This window comes from Thioclava sp. F36-7 (genome assembly GCF_002020075.1).
Taxonomy (GTDB): domain Bacteria; phylum Pseudomonadota; class Alphaproteobacteria; order Rhodobacterales; family Rhodobacteraceae; genus Thioclava; species Thioclava sediminum.
Map to the genome: position 1 here is coordinate 111,340 of NZ_MPZR01000010.1, position 14,494 is coordinate 125,833.

General features: G+C 64.8%; 17 protein-coding genes. 1 reads left to right on the forward strand and 16 read right to left on the reverse strand.

The genetic code is table 11. The features are described from left to right. Window positions 1–57: 57 nt before the first annotated feature. From BMI89_RS20655 to BMI89_RS17440, 11 genes are all read right to left on the reverse strand, one after another. On the reverse strand, window positions 58–234 hold the full coding sequence (locus BMI89_RS20655; RefSeq protein ID WP_018065915.1) for a DUF1778 domain-containing protein: 177 nt from the start codon (window positions 232–234) through the stop codon (window positions 58–60). A gap of 36 nt (window positions 235–270) precedes the next feature. Beyond that, window positions 271–972, reverse strand: a complete 702-nt coding sequence (locus BMI89_RS17395; RefSeq protein ID WP_018065914.1) for an RES family NAD+ phosphorylase — start codon at window positions 970–972, stop codon at window positions 271–273. Then, complete coding sequence (locus BMI89_RS17400; protein ID WP_078572093.1) at window positions 969–1,370, reverse strand: MbcA/ParS/Xre antitoxin family protein; 402 nt, start codon at window positions 1,368–1,370, stop codon at window positions 969–971. Before BMI89_RS17400 ends, BMI89_RS17395 begins: the two co-directional genes overlap by 4 nt. 65 nt (window positions 1,371–1,435) lie before the next feature. Beyond that, window positions 1,436–2,080: an antitoxin of toxin-antitoxin stability system gene (locus tag BMI89_RS17405; RefSeq protein WP_078572095.1), complete on the reverse strand. Its 645-nt coding sequence runs from the start codon at window positions 2,078–2,080 to the stop codon at window positions 1,436–1,438. Beyond that, window positions 2,073–2,492, reverse strand: a complete 420-nt coding sequence (locus tag BMI89_RS17410; RefSeq protein ID WP_078572097.1) for a hypothetical protein — start codon at window positions 2,490–2,492, stop codon at window positions 2,073–2,075. The genes BMI89_RS17405 and BMI89_RS17410 overlap by 8 nt, the downstream gene beginning before the upstream one ends. A gap of 75 nt (window positions 2,493–2,567) precedes the next feature. Next, window positions 2,568–2,765: a hypothetical protein gene (locus tag BMI89_RS17415; protein ID WP_078572099.1), complete on the reverse strand. Its 198-nt coding sequence runs from the start codon at window positions 2,763–2,765 to the stop codon at window positions 2,568–2,570. Window position 2,766: 1 nt separating this feature from the next. Continuing rightward, window positions 2,767–3,144, reverse strand: a complete 378-nt coding sequence (locus BMI89_RS17420) for a hypothetical protein (RefSeq protein ID WP_078572101.1) — start codon at window positions 3,142–3,144, stop codon at window positions 2,767–2,769. A gap of 10 nt (window positions 3,145–3,154) precedes the next feature. Beyond that, a complete protein-coding gene (locus tag BMI89_RS17425; protein WP_078572102.1) occupies window positions 3,155–3,646 on the reverse strand; it encodes a DUF6878 family protein in 492 nt (163 codons plus the stop codon). A 97-nt stretch (window positions 3,647–3,743) separates the two neighbouring features. Beyond that, window positions 3,744–4,262 (reverse strand): DNA repair protein RadC, encoded by a 519-nt coding sequence (locus BMI89_RS17430; protein WP_078572104.1) that lies wholly within the window; start codon window positions 4,260–4,262, stop codon window positions 3,744–3,746. Between the two features lie 110 nt (window positions 4,263–4,372). Next, entirely contained in the window at window positions 4,373–4,813 is a 441-nt protein-coding gene (gene radC / locus BMI89_RS17435; RefSeq protein WP_078572106.1) for a DNA repair protein RadC, read from the reverse strand. Window positions 4,814–4,938: 125 nt separating this feature from the next. After that, window positions 4,939–6,138 carry a DUF932 domain-containing protein gene (locus tag BMI89_RS17440; RefSeq protein ID WP_078572108.1) on the reverse strand — a complete coding sequence of 400 codons (1,200 nt, stop codon included), beginning with the start codon at window positions 6,136–6,138 and terminating at the stop codon, window positions 4,939–4,941. A gap of 303 nt (window positions 6,139–6,441) precedes the next feature. Here BMI89_RS17440 and BMI89_RS17445 point away from each other — a divergent pair, with 303 nt between their 5' ends. Next, window positions 6,442–7,581: a hypothetical protein gene (locus tag BMI89_RS17445; RefSeq protein ID WP_206566538.1), complete on the forward strand. Its 1,140-nt coding sequence runs from the start codon at window positions 6,442–6,444 to the stop codon at window positions 7,579–7,581. Between the two features lie 139 nt (window positions 7,582–7,720). Here the strand turns inward: BMI89_RS17445 and BMI89_RS17450 are convergent, their stop codons facing one another. From BMI89_RS17450 to BMI89_RS17470, 5 genes are all read right to left on the reverse strand, one after another. Continuing rightward, the gene (locus BMI89_RS17450) at window positions 7,721–8,125 is read right to left on the reverse strand and encodes a single-stranded DNA-binding protein (RefSeq protein ID WP_008335991.1); all 405 of its coding nucleotides are present in this window, start codon (window positions 8,123–8,125) and stop codon (window positions 7,721–7,723) included. Window positions 8,126–8,703: 578 nt separating this feature from the next. Then, on the reverse strand, window positions 8,704–9,405 hold the full coding sequence (locus BMI89_RS17455) for a VIT family protein (RefSeq protein WP_007803257.1): 702 nt from the start codon (window positions 9,403–9,405) through the stop codon (window positions 8,704–8,706). After that, on the reverse strand, window positions 9,402–11,309 hold the full coding sequence (locus BMI89_RS17460) for a heavy metal translocating P-type ATPase (protein ID WP_007803255.1): 1,908 nt from the start codon (window positions 11,307–11,309) through the stop codon (window positions 9,402–9,404). The genes BMI89_RS17455 and BMI89_RS17460 overlap by 4 nt, the downstream gene beginning before the upstream one ends. A 5-nt stretch (window positions 11,310–11,314) precedes the next feature. Then, a complete protein-coding gene (locus BMI89_RS17465) occupies window positions 11,315–12,295 on the reverse strand; it encodes an FAD:protein FMN transferase (RefSeq protein WP_007803253.1) in 981 nt (326 codons plus the stop codon). Then, window positions 12,276–14,483, reverse strand: coding sequence for a PepSY domain-containing protein (locus BMI89_RS17470; RefSeq protein ID WP_054540789.1), 2,208 nt, complete (start codon window positions 14,481–14,483; stop codon window positions 12,276–12,278). Before BMI89_RS17470 ends, BMI89_RS17465 begins: the two co-directional genes overlap by 20 nt. Between the last annotated feature and the right edge of the window lie 11 nt (window positions 14,484–14,494).

Sequence of the window (14,494 nt, forward strand, 5' to 3'; positions counted from 1 at the left end):
GCGCTTTGCGTTGGCCGTCCTCATCGCGTCGATGGGAGGCGCCGAAGACGGGTGAACTCAGTCGGCGCTTCCAAGCCCTGTGTTTCGCTGAAATGACCGCGTTTTCGCCCGACGAAAGGCAGAGCGCAGTGCTTCGGTCGGCAAAGGCGGCGAGTCCATCGCTTCAAAGAAGTGCGCATGGTCGATCTGCTTGAGATCGGTGCGGTCAGGGCTTTCAATATCAGGCGTTGCCATCCTTATAGGCCTCCGGGGCAATTACGGTTTTGCGGATTAGCTGACAGCCGCAATCGAGTAGTGCGGTGTCCCATCCCAAACAAGATCCCAAGACGCGCCCGGACGAACGTTCTGAATTGCGTGGGGCTCGAAGCAGACCAGGCAATTCCCGCCCGGTGCAGGAGCCCGGACCGAAGGGTAAATCAGGCCCTTGGATCCGCCCCGACGCAGATGCTGTGCCAGGCTTTGGCCCTCGGGATACCCGACAGCCGGATCCGGATGCAGCGCCGGATGACCTGCCTCATCGGTCATGTCGTTGAAGACGCCGATGAAGTCGGCCAGCAATTCCACATAGCGGGCGCTGTCGTGGAAGCTGCCGGTAAAGCCGAGTTCGCGTGTGCGGTGCCAGGCCACTTCGCTGACAGAAACCATCACATCCCATGCGCAGTACCAAGCGCCGCGCTCCTCGGCGTTGAAGCGGTTTCCGCCGGCGCGGGTGTAAGTGAAGGCTGCGTTGACGTGACTGTCCCCATAGATGCGCAGATCGCGGCTACGGCGTTGCCAAGCGAGTTCGCGCGGGTCCAGATGTGGGTTGCGCCCGCGTTCGGCCTGTAGACGTCCACTGGTCAGGCCCTCGATCTCTGCCAAGATCTCCATCTCGTCATCGGTATCGACGAGACCGCGCAGGGATGGCGGCTTGTGGTAGGTGGCAGGCAGGAGACGAACGAGACCGCGATCTGAAACCTCGGTCTGCTTCATGCCCCACCACGCAACGCATCGAGATAGGTCCGCACCGCGAGGATCTGCGGCAAGCCACCTTCGATGGCGGTGTCAACCGGACGGCTGCCCCCGAACAGCGGGCCGGTGTTCGGTCGGGTGAACCAGCTTCGCGCGAGCGGCTCGGAGAAGTAGAGTTCGAGCGACTTGTAGATGCCGATCACCGCACTGAGCCGCAGAAGCTGATCCTTGGTCAGTTCCCCCGCGAAATCCGGCTTCTTGGCGCGCTTCCATGTGCTCTCTGACATGTCAGCAAGGCCAGCCGCTTCCTTCAAGTTGAGGCCCCAGGCATCAACCACGCGCGCGTAAGCCTTCAACGCAACGGCGTTGACCTGTGCGGGTTCCCGGATTTTCTCTGCAACGTACATGGCGTCCTCCATTGGCTTCAATATAGTCCATATGGACCTACTGTAAAGATCAAATGAACCTTGCACTTTGATCTCTGTTACCCGAACCGCCGCCCTCCTTCCGTGAACGTATACTCATTGACGATGATCCCCTCGTCGATGGCCTCGTCCGAGGTGAGGTGGTCGTATTCGGCTTCAAGCTGGCGGTAGAGCCAGCGGGCCAGATCACGCAGCACCTCGGTCACGACTTCTTCCGCGTCCTCAGTCGGCGGCTGCCAGGTCGCGCTGTCCCGCGTGACGTCGATCGACATGGTATATTCATGGTAATAGCGGCCACGGTGGCTGGCCTCCGCGGCGAGCTGGTAGAAATTCCGCCGCTGAATGGCCTGCAGCCGGTCGACAATTCCATGCAACGTCACATCCATCGGGGCATAGTCCCGGATGCCCGCGGCAGCGCCCTTGGCGTGGGACCAGTAGCCTTCGAAACAGGCCCCGTCGCCCTGACTCCAGAAGCCGGAAAACCAGATGCAGGGCTTGACCCGCGTCCCGCCGCCCATCAGACGGACGGGGGTCGTCTTCAGGCGGATGCCGAGGAGCGCACAGACCCGCTCGAAATCCTCATAGACCGCATCCCACCAATCGTCGTGGGGTCCAAGGTCGCGATACCAGTTGCGGGCCTTCTCCTTGGCGGCATCCGAGAGCTCGGGGAACTGGTAGACAGTGGTGCAGATGATCTCAGGCATCGACGTCCTCCCCGTTCAGCGCCACGACCAACCATTCTTGCGTGCTGGACCAGCCGATGGATTTACGAGCGCCGAGATCGATGGCATGCGCACCGCCGCCAAAGGCGTCGAGGCGCGACCGGGAGCAGGTCAGGGCATACTGGAACCCCCAAAGGCCGGTGAGGTCGAGGTCTTCGGCGAGCCGCAAGACGAAGCGGATGACAGCTTCGACATCGCCGTGTTCGTCGTCGTGGATCCAGAGGCTGCTGCCCTCGGGGGCATCCTGGTGCACGAGATCGAAGCCAGCGACATCTGGGTCGTCAGCGTCCTGATCCGCAGCGCGAAGTTTCTGAAACAGCGCGAGCGCGCGGACGGCCTTGTCGGGGCTGCCGACGTCGAGCAGGCATGAGAAATGGGTGAAGTAATCCGCCATGGGGACCTCCTTAATGGGGAAGACCCGGCCAGGAGGCCGGGCGATCGATTGGGATGAAGGGGTAGTTGGGAACGGTCAGCCGGTCGGCGTGTCGCCCGCCGCCTGTCGTGCGGCATGAGCGCAGAGCATCTGCCGGTAGAAGCGCTTGCGCGCCAGCCGGAGACTGCAAACAGCGCGCGTGTCGGGGTGTAGCGCCCGGACCGCCGCGCGAACCACTGCCAGTCGCGAAGCGGTCGGCGGCAAGCCGAGACTTAGATAAGTGGGATCGGTCATGTCAGCTGACCTCGACCACGGGCGAGACGAGATGCGGATCGACCTGTGCCTCGATCCGTTCGGTCCGACCCATCCAAGGCTCGGGCCGAATGGCCTTCACCCAATCGGCGAAGCTCGGGATGAAGCCGAGGTCCTCCTTAACATGCTGCTCGCCGACCCACCGGGTCGGGATGATGCGTCCGGTGGAGAGCGTAAGCGTCGGACCAAAGATTGTCTCGGCCATGAAGATGCCCTCGGCATGGTGGCGCAACGCCCGGTGCCGAAAATCGGCTGTGATCTCCTTGCTATGGTCGAACCAGGAATGCACGGCGAGGTAATCCTCGACCGTGCCGCCCCATTTCTTCACCGAGGACAGGGCGTGGTGGTAGGGATGTGCCATCGCCGCCCCCTCAGAAATCGTGGGTGGTGAGTTCGGACGAGGTGAAGCGCTCGTTGAACTCAAGGTGAATGGAGCACGCGCGCGCGTCGAAGCAGAATTCGCCATAAGCGCCGTCGTTGTTTTCCCAACCTCCATGGGTGTCAGACAACCAGTCGTAGGCCAGTTGCTCGACGACATCTTCCAGCGAAAGCGCCCGCGTCTCGACCTCCGGGTCGTCCCAGGTCAATGCGGCATAGGCGATCTCGGTCTTGGGGAAAGCAACCTCGGTCTCGCCAGCGTAGGCTTCGATACTTTCAACATGGCCGCTATCGCCATAGCCGTCGAAGCTCACCGTCACATGGGTGATGCCCGCGGCAGTCAGGCCATCGAAGAGGCGCTCCTTGTTGGCCGGACGCAAAGCTGCGATGCGCGCGTCACGCTCGGACTGCCGAGCCAGCACGGCGGCGAAATCAATCTTGGACGGCGCCATCGGCGCGGCCAGGGTGGGTTCGATCTTGGACATTGGAAACTCCGAAATGAGCGAAAGGATCTGAACCCCGAGGCTCTCTCTCGTCCTCCTAGGCTCACATCCTCCCCTGCCCTTCTCTGACTCTCGGGCGTCACGCCGCGATCTGCAGTGCGCGAGACGCGAAGACACGCCAGAGCGGATCGACAAGACGGGCATCGAGAACGTCGGCGTGGTGCCGCAGCCGTCGCGCGAGGCCATGTTCATGCCACTCGGCCGCTCGTATGGCATGCGCGCGGGTCTGGCTGGCCTCGGACACGACGGCGCGGGCTTCGGCGGCATCCGAGACCGGGTGGCACCATGCGACCCCGCCATCATTGGTAGCGCCGGCCAGAACGAGGCGGCCCTCCCTATCGAGGATCGCCAGGATGCGCGGCGCGTCTTCAGGGGTGACATTTTCGGCGTGAACGACTGCCCCCTGCATGGCTTCGGCCAGCGTGGCAGACCGCTCCAGTACATTGGGGTGTGCCTGCCCTGACATGAGAGCTGCGGGCGCATGGCAAGCCGTCGTGAGCGCAAACGGCAAGTCTTGATCTGCAAGAACGGTCAGGAAGCTCGGCGGCAAACCTGTCTTCTGTGTTTCCGGCTGAGTTTGGAGAGGAAGGTCGAACATGGGCATATCTCCGACGGTGCGGAGAGCCTCTCTCCCCGCTTCAAACCGTCAAAGACCAACCCCCCGCCCTCTTCCTCGGAAGGGTGACGGTGGCAGGCTCGCAAGGCGCGTCACAGCTTGCCCTGGGCCCGCAGGCTCAGTTCCGTCCCGGCACCGACGATGATGTGGTCATGCAGCGTCAGGCCTAAAAACTTACACCCCTTCTGGATCTCCCCGGTCATGCTGAGATCGGCCTCCGACGGTGTCGGATCGCCCGACGGGTGGTTGTGGATCAGGATCAGCGCGCTGGCGTTCAGCATCAGCGCCCGCTTGATCACCTCGCGTGGATAGACCGGGACATGGTCGACCGTGCCGGTAGACAAAAGCTCATCAGCGATGATGCGGTTCTTGCGGTCGAGATAGAGGACATGGAAGCGCTCGATGGGACCTCGGACAGTCAGCGCACAATAGTCCATCAGAGCTTGCCAGCTGCCGATGACCGGGTTCTGGCTGAGGTAGCGGCCGAGGATGTCGCGTGCCTCGAGGATGACAGTTTGTTCCTGAGGGGTCATGGGGGTCTCGCTGAATTGCGCACACCGAAGTCCTCTGCCCTCTCGGGGCGGGGCCAGTGGCGTGCATGTTGAAGAGGAAAACGCGACCGCCGCGGATGCAGGCGGCCGCTGTGCCGGGCTTCGCGTCAGCCGACCCGGTCGAGGAGCTTCTTGGCGCGCCCTTCCATATCAAGGCGGGCATCCTGCTGAGTCTTGTCGCGCGCAAGCCGGGTAATGCCCTGTACGAAGTCGAAGATGCTCTCGGGCGGGCGACCTTCCTCCATCAGCACCTTCTCGATGATCTTGCCGGATTCGGCCTTCGAGAAACCCCGTTTGCGCAGGAAATCCGCGCGGTCTTCGTCGCTGCGCGCCACGACCTGCTGCCGCGCGGCCTTGATGCCGTTCACGAAGCCCTGCGGTGAGGAATTGGCAAACCGCGTCAGCGCCGGAGCCGCCTCATGGGCGAAGCGCGAGGCGGCGTATTTCGAGTGGCGGATCTTGATCTCCTGGAAATCCTCGACGCCCCAGAGGTTGCGGTTCTGGCACACCGCCCGAAGGTAGAAGCTCGCCATGCCGAGTGTCTTGGCACCGACCTCGGAATTCCAGCAATAGAAGCCCCGGAAGTAGAGGTCGGGAGAGCCGTCCGCCAGCTTGCCCGCCTCGATCGGGTTGCGATCGTCGACCAGGAACAGGAAGACATCGCGGTCAGACGCATAGAGCGTGGTCGTATCGCGGCTGATCTCGACATCGGGGTTATAGACTCCGGTCGACCAGTCGAGCACGCCCGGCACCTTCCAACGCGTATCGCCGGTGCCATTGCCCGCGATCCGCTGCACCGCCTCGACAAGCTCGAAGTCATGAATGCGACCGTAGTCGGGACCGGTCACGGCGCGCAGTTCGGTCCGGCCGTCTTCCGTCTCGAAAGTCTTCACCTGCTCGGCGCGGTGGTTGGTCAGACCGTACTGCAGGTTGATCCCCGCCAGTGGCGCGGGCAACTGGCGCAGGTACGACGCCGGAGCGCCGACGATGCTGGCAAGCTGGCCGAAGGCCCAATGCGTGGGTGCGACCGGTTCATGCGCTTTCGGCAGCATCAGATGCAACCGCTCGGGGTTGTCCCGCGCGGCCTCGACGCGGATATCCGCCGTCTGCACCACACGGCTGCGGCTGCGTTCGGAGCGGCTTTTCACACTGGCCCAGAGATCATCGAGCGACAGATACCTCTCATCATCGGGCCGGTTGAACCATTCGGACGACACCCGCCCGTTCCGCTCACCCCGGCTCGCGTCCACCTTCCAGCCACCAGCCCGCGCCGGTGCGACCGGATCCAGAACTTCCACAACACCCATCGGTATTCCTCCGTGACAGGCGCCGGGAGCCACTCTCCCAGCCCTCAACCCGTCACCGGAAAACCGGCCAACCTCAAACTCTCTCGGGCAAACGGCGCTAAGTCGGAGGCGCCGCACGCCCGCAACTCGCTGGTGTTGACCTGCGTTCAAAAATGGCAGAGTTTAAACATGGCCTTTCTCGCAGGCCGGTGTGCCCGCCACGCGAAGCTTTGCAGCGATCTTGATTTCGAACAGCAGACCTCATGCCATCGGCGGGTCTGATTAGCAGCGGGCACCTAGTCAGATCCGGCTTGGACATGGATCATGACAGAGAACACTAAGCTTAAGACTTTGAAACTCCTGGCGAAGCGTTACGCTAGGGCGACGGGTCATCCACAGCACGTAGCGCTCGACTTTGTTGCCAGTCGAATGGGCTTTGCTCATTGGAATGCGTTGACAGGCAGCGCCAAAGGAGAGTGGGTTCCCTCCGAAGCACAAGTTGCCACGATCAAGGCCTTCGTGGAACGGATCACTTCCTACGAGGGTGCGACCTTCGACCATATCTTCGGAAGCCCCGATGCCGTCACTCGAGGAGAAGTACGGGGGCATCCATACGAACTGAAAACAATGCTTGGTGACGTCCGCATGGATGGTGAGGGTTGGCAGATCGTGCTGCCAGAAAACCCTTTGGCCGCCCCTCGTGTCGAGATCGACATCAAGCATGCCCAGACCAGCCCGATGAACGATCGCGTGCTACGTGAAGAAGCCATCGGGATTGCGAGGGAATTGATGCAGAGCGTCAAGGCGCAGCGATTTGCCGATTGGCCACGGCGCGCCACAAAGCCGGATGCGGAAGGAAATGTGCGGCACCCGTTCTTGGAGATGGAGGAATCGAACCTCTGGTACTGCCTTCACTGCAACTCAGAGATCACCGGCCCACAGATCGCTGGAAACCAATGGCACTGTCCCAGCTGCGGCGCATCACCAATCAACATTCTTCCAGAAGCCTTCTGGCTGGGACCGAACGATGAAAAACCAGTGCCAGTCCAATCCCGCGCCGAAAGGCAAGAGATTGAACCCATCGTGTCAGTTATAGATCCGCGGCCAAGGCTTGACCTCAACAATGACCAGGTGACCCATTTGATCCGGGCTGCCCTGTTCGAGGATGCGACCAATGCCAGCGAACGCATGGGAGCAGGTCTGGCCGAAATCTGGGTTGATGACGATCTCGACGTGGTTGTTTCCTTCGAGGATCACTACTGGCCCGAGGACAAGGAGCCGACCGCTGCGATCAAAGTGGCCGCACTGCTTGGGATCGAGATTGAGTTGGAAGTTACTTGGTCGGATCCGTTGTTCGCATGGCCCGGTTTGGGCACCGTGACCCAGAGCACGGCCGAATATACGCGGTTGATGCTCGACGCGTATCGCAGTCACGGCGCGACCAGAACTAAAGACGAAATCTAGCTCGTGCGCATGTTGAACAATTAGGCGCATTCAAGGCGCTCAGCACCGGAAGGCAAGCGTGGGTGCCTTTTCCAGTGGCCCGAAGAGACTTTTAGCCCGGCGGTTTAACCCGCCGGGCCCGAGGGGGAGACCCCGTTCCTCAGAACGGGATCTCGTCGTCGCGGTCGACCAGCTCGGGGTTTTCGTTCTCGGCCGACTTCGGACGGCTCAGGAAGTCGACCTTCTCGGCGATGATCTCGCAGCCGTAGCGGTCGTTCCCCATGCTGTCGATCCACTTGGTGTAGTGAATGCGACCGTGGACGAGGACCTTCATGCCCTTTTCGCAATGCTCCGCGACCGTCTTGCCGAGACCGTTGAAGCAGGTGATGCGGTGCCATTCGGTGTCCATGACACGGTAGCCGTTCTCGTCGCGCATCACACGGCCTTCCGAGAGGCGGGGGCGCGAGGTGGCGAGGCTGAAGTTGGTGATCTTGGTGCCGCTCTGGGTGGTGCGGACTTCGGGGGTCTGACCGATGTTGCCGGCGAGGATGACGATGTTCTGCATGATAAGCTCCTGTGTTTCCTGTCTTCGGGACCGTCCCTTCGACAAGACCCTGAAAAAGCCCGTCGGGTGACGCGTGCACGGTGGACAGCATGGACACCGGACACCCCCAGAGGACCGGGGTGGAGCGGGCAGGACGCCAAAGGCGGCCAACACGGCCCGGACTGACGCGGGGTTGCGCGCAGGAGATCGAACGGGATTAGGGGATTGTCAGTCGAAGGGATGGCCCAGGAGACAGAGAGATACGGGGAGCCCATGCCAGACCATGTCCCCTTGCCCATCGGGACTGCTTTACCCCAAGCCCAGCACGCCGCTAGCGGCCCAAGTGGCTATCACCGGCTCTCGCCCCCCTGCCCTTCCGTGCTGCGGAATGCAGGGCCTTGCCGCGACGGGCTATCGATACCGGAATATTCAGGACACGGACCGCACCAACGGCTGCTTTCGATCTCGACGTACTGTCGCTCAGCGAGCTGAAGAAAATACAGAATGACGTCGCCAAAGCGATTGCCACATTCGAAGATCGGCACAAGGTGGAAGCCCGCGCCAACGTGGAAGCTTCCGCCCGAGACCTCGGCTACTCCCTAGCCTACGGCGACCCCGAACAGCGCACCGACTCCAGCGGTCGCCGCCATGGCGAGTGCACCCCAGAGCGTGACCCTTGCAGCACCTCGAATAACACCAGCACCGCCAGCAGAAGCGCCTAATCCACCAAGAACCGCGAGGCCGAGGATCGTCGACACGGCGACCAAGAAAACGATCCGTGCATCCGGGACGACCAGTGCGACGATCAAGGGCAGCACCGCACCCACGGCGAAGGTCAGCGCCGACACCAAGGCGGCCTGGATCGGGCGGGCTGTCACGGTCTCGGAGATGCCAAGCTCGTCGCGGGCATGCGATCCGAGCGCGTCACGTTCGGTCAGTTGCACGGCCACCTTTTCGGCAAGGTCTCGGTCCAGCCCTCGCTCGACATAGATTTGGGTAAGTTCTTCGAGTTCGGCCTCGGGTGTTTCCGCCAGTTCGCGGGTCTCGCGCGCAAGGTCAGCGTTTTCCGCGTCAGTCTGAGAACTGACTGAGACGTACTCGCCTGCCGCCATGGACATCGCGCCGGCCACGAGGCCAGCCAGCCCCGCTATAAGGACCTCCGGCTTTCCCGATCCTGCTGCGGCGACGCCGACCACGAGGCTTGCCGTCGACACCAGCCCGTCGTTCGCGCCGAGAACGGCGGCCCGCAGCCAGCCGATGCGATGCACCATGTGGATTTCGGAATGCGAGAGGCGGCTCATGGCGTGGCTCCTTGCGCGATGTCATCCTGCCCGGAGGAGACAGCCTTTGGTTTCGGAATAGTGGGTTCATGGGGCGCGATGCGCAGCGCGCGGAGGGCGTTCAGGATCACTGCAACGTCGATGACCTCCTGCAGGAGCGCCCCCTGCACCGGAGTGAGATAGCCGAAAGCCGCCGCGATCATGCCCATGACCGAAAGGCCGATCCCGGCGACAACGCTTTCGACAGCGATGCGGCGCGCGCCGCGCGCGATCTCGATCCCTGGCCCGAGGCGGTCGATACGGTCGACAAGCAGCACGACATCCGCCGCCTCCGCCGAGGCCGCCGCGCCCCGTGCGCCCATGGCGACGCCCACGTCTGCCGCTGCGAGCGCGGGCGCGTCGTTGACCCCGTCGCCCACCATCATCACCGGGCCGTTCTTGCGCTCGGTGAGAACGAGCAACACTTTCTGGTCCGGTGTCAGCCCGGCCCGCAGACCGTCGAGCCCAAGCCCTTCGGTGACACGCTCGGCCACGTCAGCGCGGTCTCCGGTCGCGAGCAGGATACGCGCGATCCCCTCGCGCCGCAGCCCGTCCAGCATCTGGCCCGCGCCGTCGCGCAGGGGATCGGACATGACGAGATGCCCTACCATGTGCCCGTCGACCGCGACAGCAACGAGGACCGAACCAGCGGCGATGGCGGAATGATCGCCGGGCCGCCGTCCGACGCGGGATGCGACGAAGGCATCCCCGCCGACGATGATCTTCCGGCCTTCGACATAGCCGACGACGCCTTCGCCCGGAATCTCCGCCACGTCTGACGGAACGGGTAGAGAGAAGCCCCGCTCCTTTGCGGCGGCGACGATGGCCTGAGCCACGGGGTGCTTGGACGCTTGGTCGAGCGCGGCAGCCAAGCGCAGTATGTCCTCCTCTGCCATGCCGTCGTGGCTGTCGATTGCAACGATCTGCGGCCGTCCGTCCGTCAGCGTGCCGGTCTTGTCGAGGATCAGCGTGCGGATGCGCGCCATCGTCTCGAGCGGCCCCGCTCCCTTGATCAGCACCCCGAAATGCGCCGCGCGCGACAGGCCTGCGACCAGCGCGACCGGCACGGCCAGGATCAGGGGACATGGCGTTGCGACGACAAGCACGGCGACGGCCCGGATCGGATCGCCGGTGAACCACCATGCCGCGAAGGCGATGCTGACCGTGACGGCCAGAAACCCCAGCGACCAACGGTCGGCCAGTCGCGACATGGGCGCCTTGGAGGCCTGCGCCTCTTCCACCAGCCGGACGATCCCGGCATAGGTGCTGTCCTTGGCCTCGTGAGTTGCGATCAGGTCGAAGGCTTCGCCCGCATTGGTCGATCCGCTCATGGCCTCGGCGCAGTAACGGAGCCGGACGGGCAGGGATTCCCCCGTCAGCGCCGAGGTGTCGACGAAGGCCGTCTCTGAGCTCAAGGTGCCATCCACCGGCACCACGTCGCCCTGCCGGATCAGAAGGCGGTCGCCGGGCGCAATTTCGTTCAGCGGCACTTCCTCCAGCCCGCCATTCCGGTGTCTTGTCGCGGTCCGGGGCACACGGGACAGCAGGTCGTGCATTTCACGGCGGGCACGCCCTTCCGCGAAGGCTTCGAGGAAGGTGCCGCCGGAATACATTACGGCGACCACCGCCGCGGCGAGGGTCTCGCCGAAGACGAGCGCCGCCGACATGGAGAGCGCGGCGACAATATCGAGGCCCACTTCGCCGGAACGCAGGCTGCGCAGGATCTCGACCACGAGCGCGGCGAGCGCGGGAACGACGCCCGCGATCCAGACCGCGTTCGCGACGTCGGGTTCGCCGGAAAAGTAGAAGGCAAGTCCCGCAATCAGGCCGGTCGCGGCAATGAGCAGGATAGCGGTCTTGAAGCGGTCGGTCCGTGTCGTTTCCATGCGGCTCATCTCCCCTCGGCTGAGGCGATTGCCGCTGGCTCTTCGGAAAATAGTCGTCCGACTCCCACGCCCCTTACGTTGACAACATCATCGCGCAAGAGGAACAGGGCGTCGAGGCCGCTTTGTTTTGCGAGCGTCGCGCCTTTGACCGGCCCAAGCACCATGAGGGCCGTCGCCCAGGCATCTGCCTCTGCACAGCTGCGGGCCACGACCGTGATGGAGGCCGGCGACGCGATCAGCGGCGCTCCCCGCCTCGGGTCCATCGTGTGCGACAGGCGGCGCCCCTGCACCTCGACCCAGTGACGGTAGTCGCCCGAGGTCGCGACGGCGGCATCCTGAAGCGCGAGGATCGAATGCGGCGTCCGGCGCTCGGCGTCCGGCGCCTCGACCGCGATGGTCCAGGCTTCACCGTCCGGCCTGAGGCCCATTGCACGCATCTCGCCATCGATCCCGACGAGTCCGTCGGATATGCCTTGATTGCGGAGGATTTCGGCCAGTCGATCCACGCCGTAGCCCTTGGCGATGCCATTCAGGTCCAGCGCGATGGGTGCGGCCTTGCGCACGTGTTCGCCGTTGATCTCGAGCACGTCATGCGCCGGGCGGCGCGAGGCGGCCATCGCGGTGCGGATGCCATCCGGCGCGGCGGCCTCCGGTCCGAAGCCCCAGGCCATCACCGCGTCGCCCATGCCGATGTCGAAGGCTCCACCAGAGGCGCGGCCAATTTCCAGGCCGAGGCGTAGCACCTCGAGCAATCGTGCAGGAACAGCGATCCATTCACCGATCGGTGCCGCGTTGAGCCGCATAAGGTCGCTGTCCGGCTTCCAGGTCGACATCTGTCCGTCCACCTCATCCACGGCCGCCTGCAATGCCGAGCGGACCGGCCCCGGGTCGAAACCGGGGTCCGCGAATAACAGCGCCGACCACCTCGTGCCCATCGTCGGCCCGTTCAGCGCGATGCGCGCCCGCTCAGTAGACATCTTCGACATACCGCCCCTCCGCCTTCAGGACTGCTGGTGTCAGCCCGGCCGGCGCGAGGATCTCGGCCAGCGCCTCGGCCACGCCGGCGGCCATGTCTCGTCCGCCGCAGACCATCACGCGCGCCCCATTGCGGATGAGCTCCGCGACCTGAGTGGCCTCGCTGCGCAGCGCGTCCTGGACGTAATGGGGACGCGCCCCGCGCGAGACGGCCGTGACCAGCCGGCTTACACGCCCTTCGTCCTGCCATCCGGGGAACTCCTCGCCGTAGAAGAAATCGCTGTCGGGATGGCGCATGCCGAAGAACAGGTGGATCGGCCTGCGGCGCGTATTGCCGCGCACAAAGCCCGCTAGCGGCCCGATGCCGGTCCCCGCGCCGATCAGGATCAGGGGCGCCCGGCTTCGGCCCGGACGGAAGCCGGGGTTGGGGCGCAGGAAGGCGCTCACCGTGTCGCCAGGTTCCAGCGCTGTGAGCTGACCCGAGCAGAGCCCGCCGGGATGCTTCTTGACCACGATCTCGATGAAGCCGTCGCGGCGCCCAGAGGCGAGCGAATAGAGCCGCGGGACGGTCCCGCCTTCGGGCAGAATGCCGATCAGGTCACCCGTCTGGAACCGTGCGAACCCGCCCCCGAGCAGCCGTTGCCCGAGCGAGACGCGGGGAAACGCGAAGCGGAGGATGGCGGTCGGGGCCTGCACCTCGGCGCCGTAGTCGCGGCGCGAGACGAGGGTCAGCGTGGTCGTTTGCGGCTGGACCGGCTGGTGCGTCAGTTCGAGTTCGATCCCGAGAGCGTCTCCGAGCGCCCCGCCCCAGCGCGCGAAATCCTGCGGCGATTGCCGGTCGATTGTGTCGAGCGGCAGAAGCTCGGGCCAGCCCTTCGCCTCTGCCGCAGTCGCGACGGACTTGGCGAAGGCGCAATAGGCCGGAAAGCTGCGGTCGCCGAAGCCGAGCACTGCCAGAGGAATGTCCGGCGCGCGGTCGGTCGCGTTCAGCCGGTCGAGAAAGCCCTTCGCCGAGGCCGGCGCCGCGCCGTCGCCATAGGTCGCGGCCAGCAGGATGATCCGCCGGGCGTTGGTGTAGCGCTCAGGGCCGAAGCCCGACATCGGGCCGACATGGACGCTCTGCCCGGCTTTCGTCAGCGCGGCGTGCAGCGTCGCGGCAAAGCCCCAGGTGCTGCCGCCCTCGCTGCCGACAAGCAAGATCGTCTCGGCGCGTCCGGCGGGCTGGTTGCCCCGGATGCGTGGTCGCCCGGGCCGCCCGGCGAGCCAGACCAGCACGCCGGTCGCGCCCATGGCCGGCACGCCGAGCGCCATGAGCCCCAGCACGAGCCCCAGCGTCGCCGCACCCTGTCCGGTGTGCAGCATGTAGATGGTCTCCGAGACGCGCTCCCACCCGGTCAGGTCGGCCCAGGCCAGCAGCGCCCCGTCGCCCTGATCGAGATATCCGGTGCCCCGGTCGGTCTTGAGCGTGAATACGTCTGTTGCGTCGCCGGGATAGGGAAAGCTCAGCTCGCGCAACTCGGCGACCGGCGTTCGCCGAAGCGTGGGCATCCGGCCCGGAGCGAAGCCGGTCTCCCCACTGACCTCGGCAGGGGCGACCGGCAGGACGCCTCCGTCCGGCAGGAGATCGAAGGTAGACGCCGTCATCCAAAGCGCGGTCGTGGAGGACAGGACGAGGCCGACAACGGCGATGCGTGCGATCTCGGCGTGCAGCCGCCCGGCAAGCGGTCCGCGCAAGGGTGAAAACCAGCGTCGCCAGCCGCCCACCCGCCGCGCGACCAGCGTCGCGCCGGAGAGCGAGAGGATCAGCATCGCGGCCGCCCCTGCGGCCATGGCGATGCGGCCGCCGTCCCCGAGGAACAGCGAGCGGTGCAGGTTGGTGAGCCAGCGTTCGGCCTGGTTCGGGTCGGCCGAGGCTACGCCCTCACCCGTCGCCGGGTTGATTACGGCGGCACCCGGCGCGCCCTGATCGAACCAGTAGGCAGTGATCCGACCGGAGGGCGACCGGCGGATCTGCTCGACGCCCGGATAGACGGCCTGGATGCGGTCCGCGAGAGCGGCTACGGTCAGTCCGGCTTCCGCCTGCGGCGCGGCGATGCGCTCGGCCGCAGGGAAGACCGACAGTGCCGCGCCGCTCAGGCCCAGGATGGTGACGAGCGCAAGGGCCAGAAGACCCGGCCAGCGATGGAGTGCACGGATCATGGCCCCACCCT

Excerpts from the sequence above, each read along its gene's own strand:
- BMI89_RS20655 (WP_018065915.1), bottom strand. The coding sequence starts at position 234 with ATGGCAACGCCTGATATTGAAAGCCCTGACCGCACCGATCTCAAGCAG.
- BMI89_RS17395 (WP_018065914.1), bottom strand. The coding sequence starts at position 972 with ATGAAGCAGACCGAGGTTTCAGATCGCGGTCTCGTTCGTCTCCTGCCT.
- BMI89_RS17400 (WP_078572093.1), bottom strand. The coding sequence starts at position 1,370 with ATGGAGGACGCCATGTACGTTGCAGAGAAAATCCGGGAACCCGCACAG.
- BMI89_RS17405 (WP_078572095.1), bottom strand. The coding sequence starts at position 2,080 with ATGCCTGAGATCATCTGCACCACTGTCTACCAGTTCCCCGAGCTCTCG.
- BMI89_RS17410 (WP_078572097.1), bottom strand. The coding sequence starts at position 2,492 with ATGGCGGATTACTTCACCCATTTCTCATGCCTGCTCGACGTCGGCAGC.
- BMI89_RS17415 (WP_078572099.1), bottom strand. The coding sequence starts at position 2,765 with ATGACCGATCCCACTTATCTAAGTCTCGGCTTGCCGCCGACCGCTTCG.
- BMI89_RS17420 (WP_078572101.1), bottom strand. The coding sequence starts at position 3,144 with ATGGCACATCCCTACCACCACGCCCTGTCCTCGGTGAAGAAATGGGGC.
- BMI89_RS17425 (WP_078572102.1), bottom strand. The coding sequence starts at position 3,646 with ATGTCCAAGATCGAACCCACCCTGGCCGCGCCGATGGCGCCGTCCAAG.
- BMI89_RS17430 (WP_078572104.1), bottom strand. The coding sequence starts at position 4,262 with ATGTTCGACCTTCCTCTCCAAACTCAGCCGGAAACACAGAAGACAGGT.
- radC (WP_078572106.1), bottom strand. The coding sequence starts at position 4,813 with ATGACCCCTCAGGAACAAACTGTCATCCTCGAGGCACGCGACATCCTC.
- BMI89_RS17440 (WP_078572108.1), bottom strand. The coding sequence starts at position 6,138 with ATGGGTGTTGTGGAAGTTCTGGATCCGGTCGCACCGGCGCGGGCTGGT.
- BMI89_RS17445 (WP_206566538.1), top strand. The coding sequence starts at position 6,442 with ATGACAGAGAACACTAAGCTTAAGACTTTGAAACTCCTGGCGAAGCGT.
- BMI89_RS17450 (WP_008335991.1), bottom strand. The coding sequence starts at position 8,125 with ATGCAGAACATCGTCATCCTCGCCGGCAACATCGGTCAGACCCCCGAA.
- BMI89_RS17455 (WP_007803257.1), bottom strand. The coding sequence starts at position 9,405 with ATGAGCCGCCTCTCGCATTCCGAAATCCACATGGTGCATCGCATCGGC.
- BMI89_RS17460 (WP_007803255.1), bottom strand. The coding sequence starts at position 11,309 with ATGGAAACGACACGGACCGACCGCTTCAAGACCGCTATCCTGCTCATT.
- BMI89_RS17465 (WP_007803253.1), bottom strand. The coding sequence starts at position 12,295 with ATGTCGAAGATGTCTACTGAGCGGGCGCGCATCGCGCTGAACGGGCCG.
- BMI89_RS17470 (WP_054540789.1), bottom strand. The coding sequence starts at position 14,483 with ATGATCCGTGCACTCCATCGCTGGCCGGGTCTTCTGGCCCTTGCGCTC.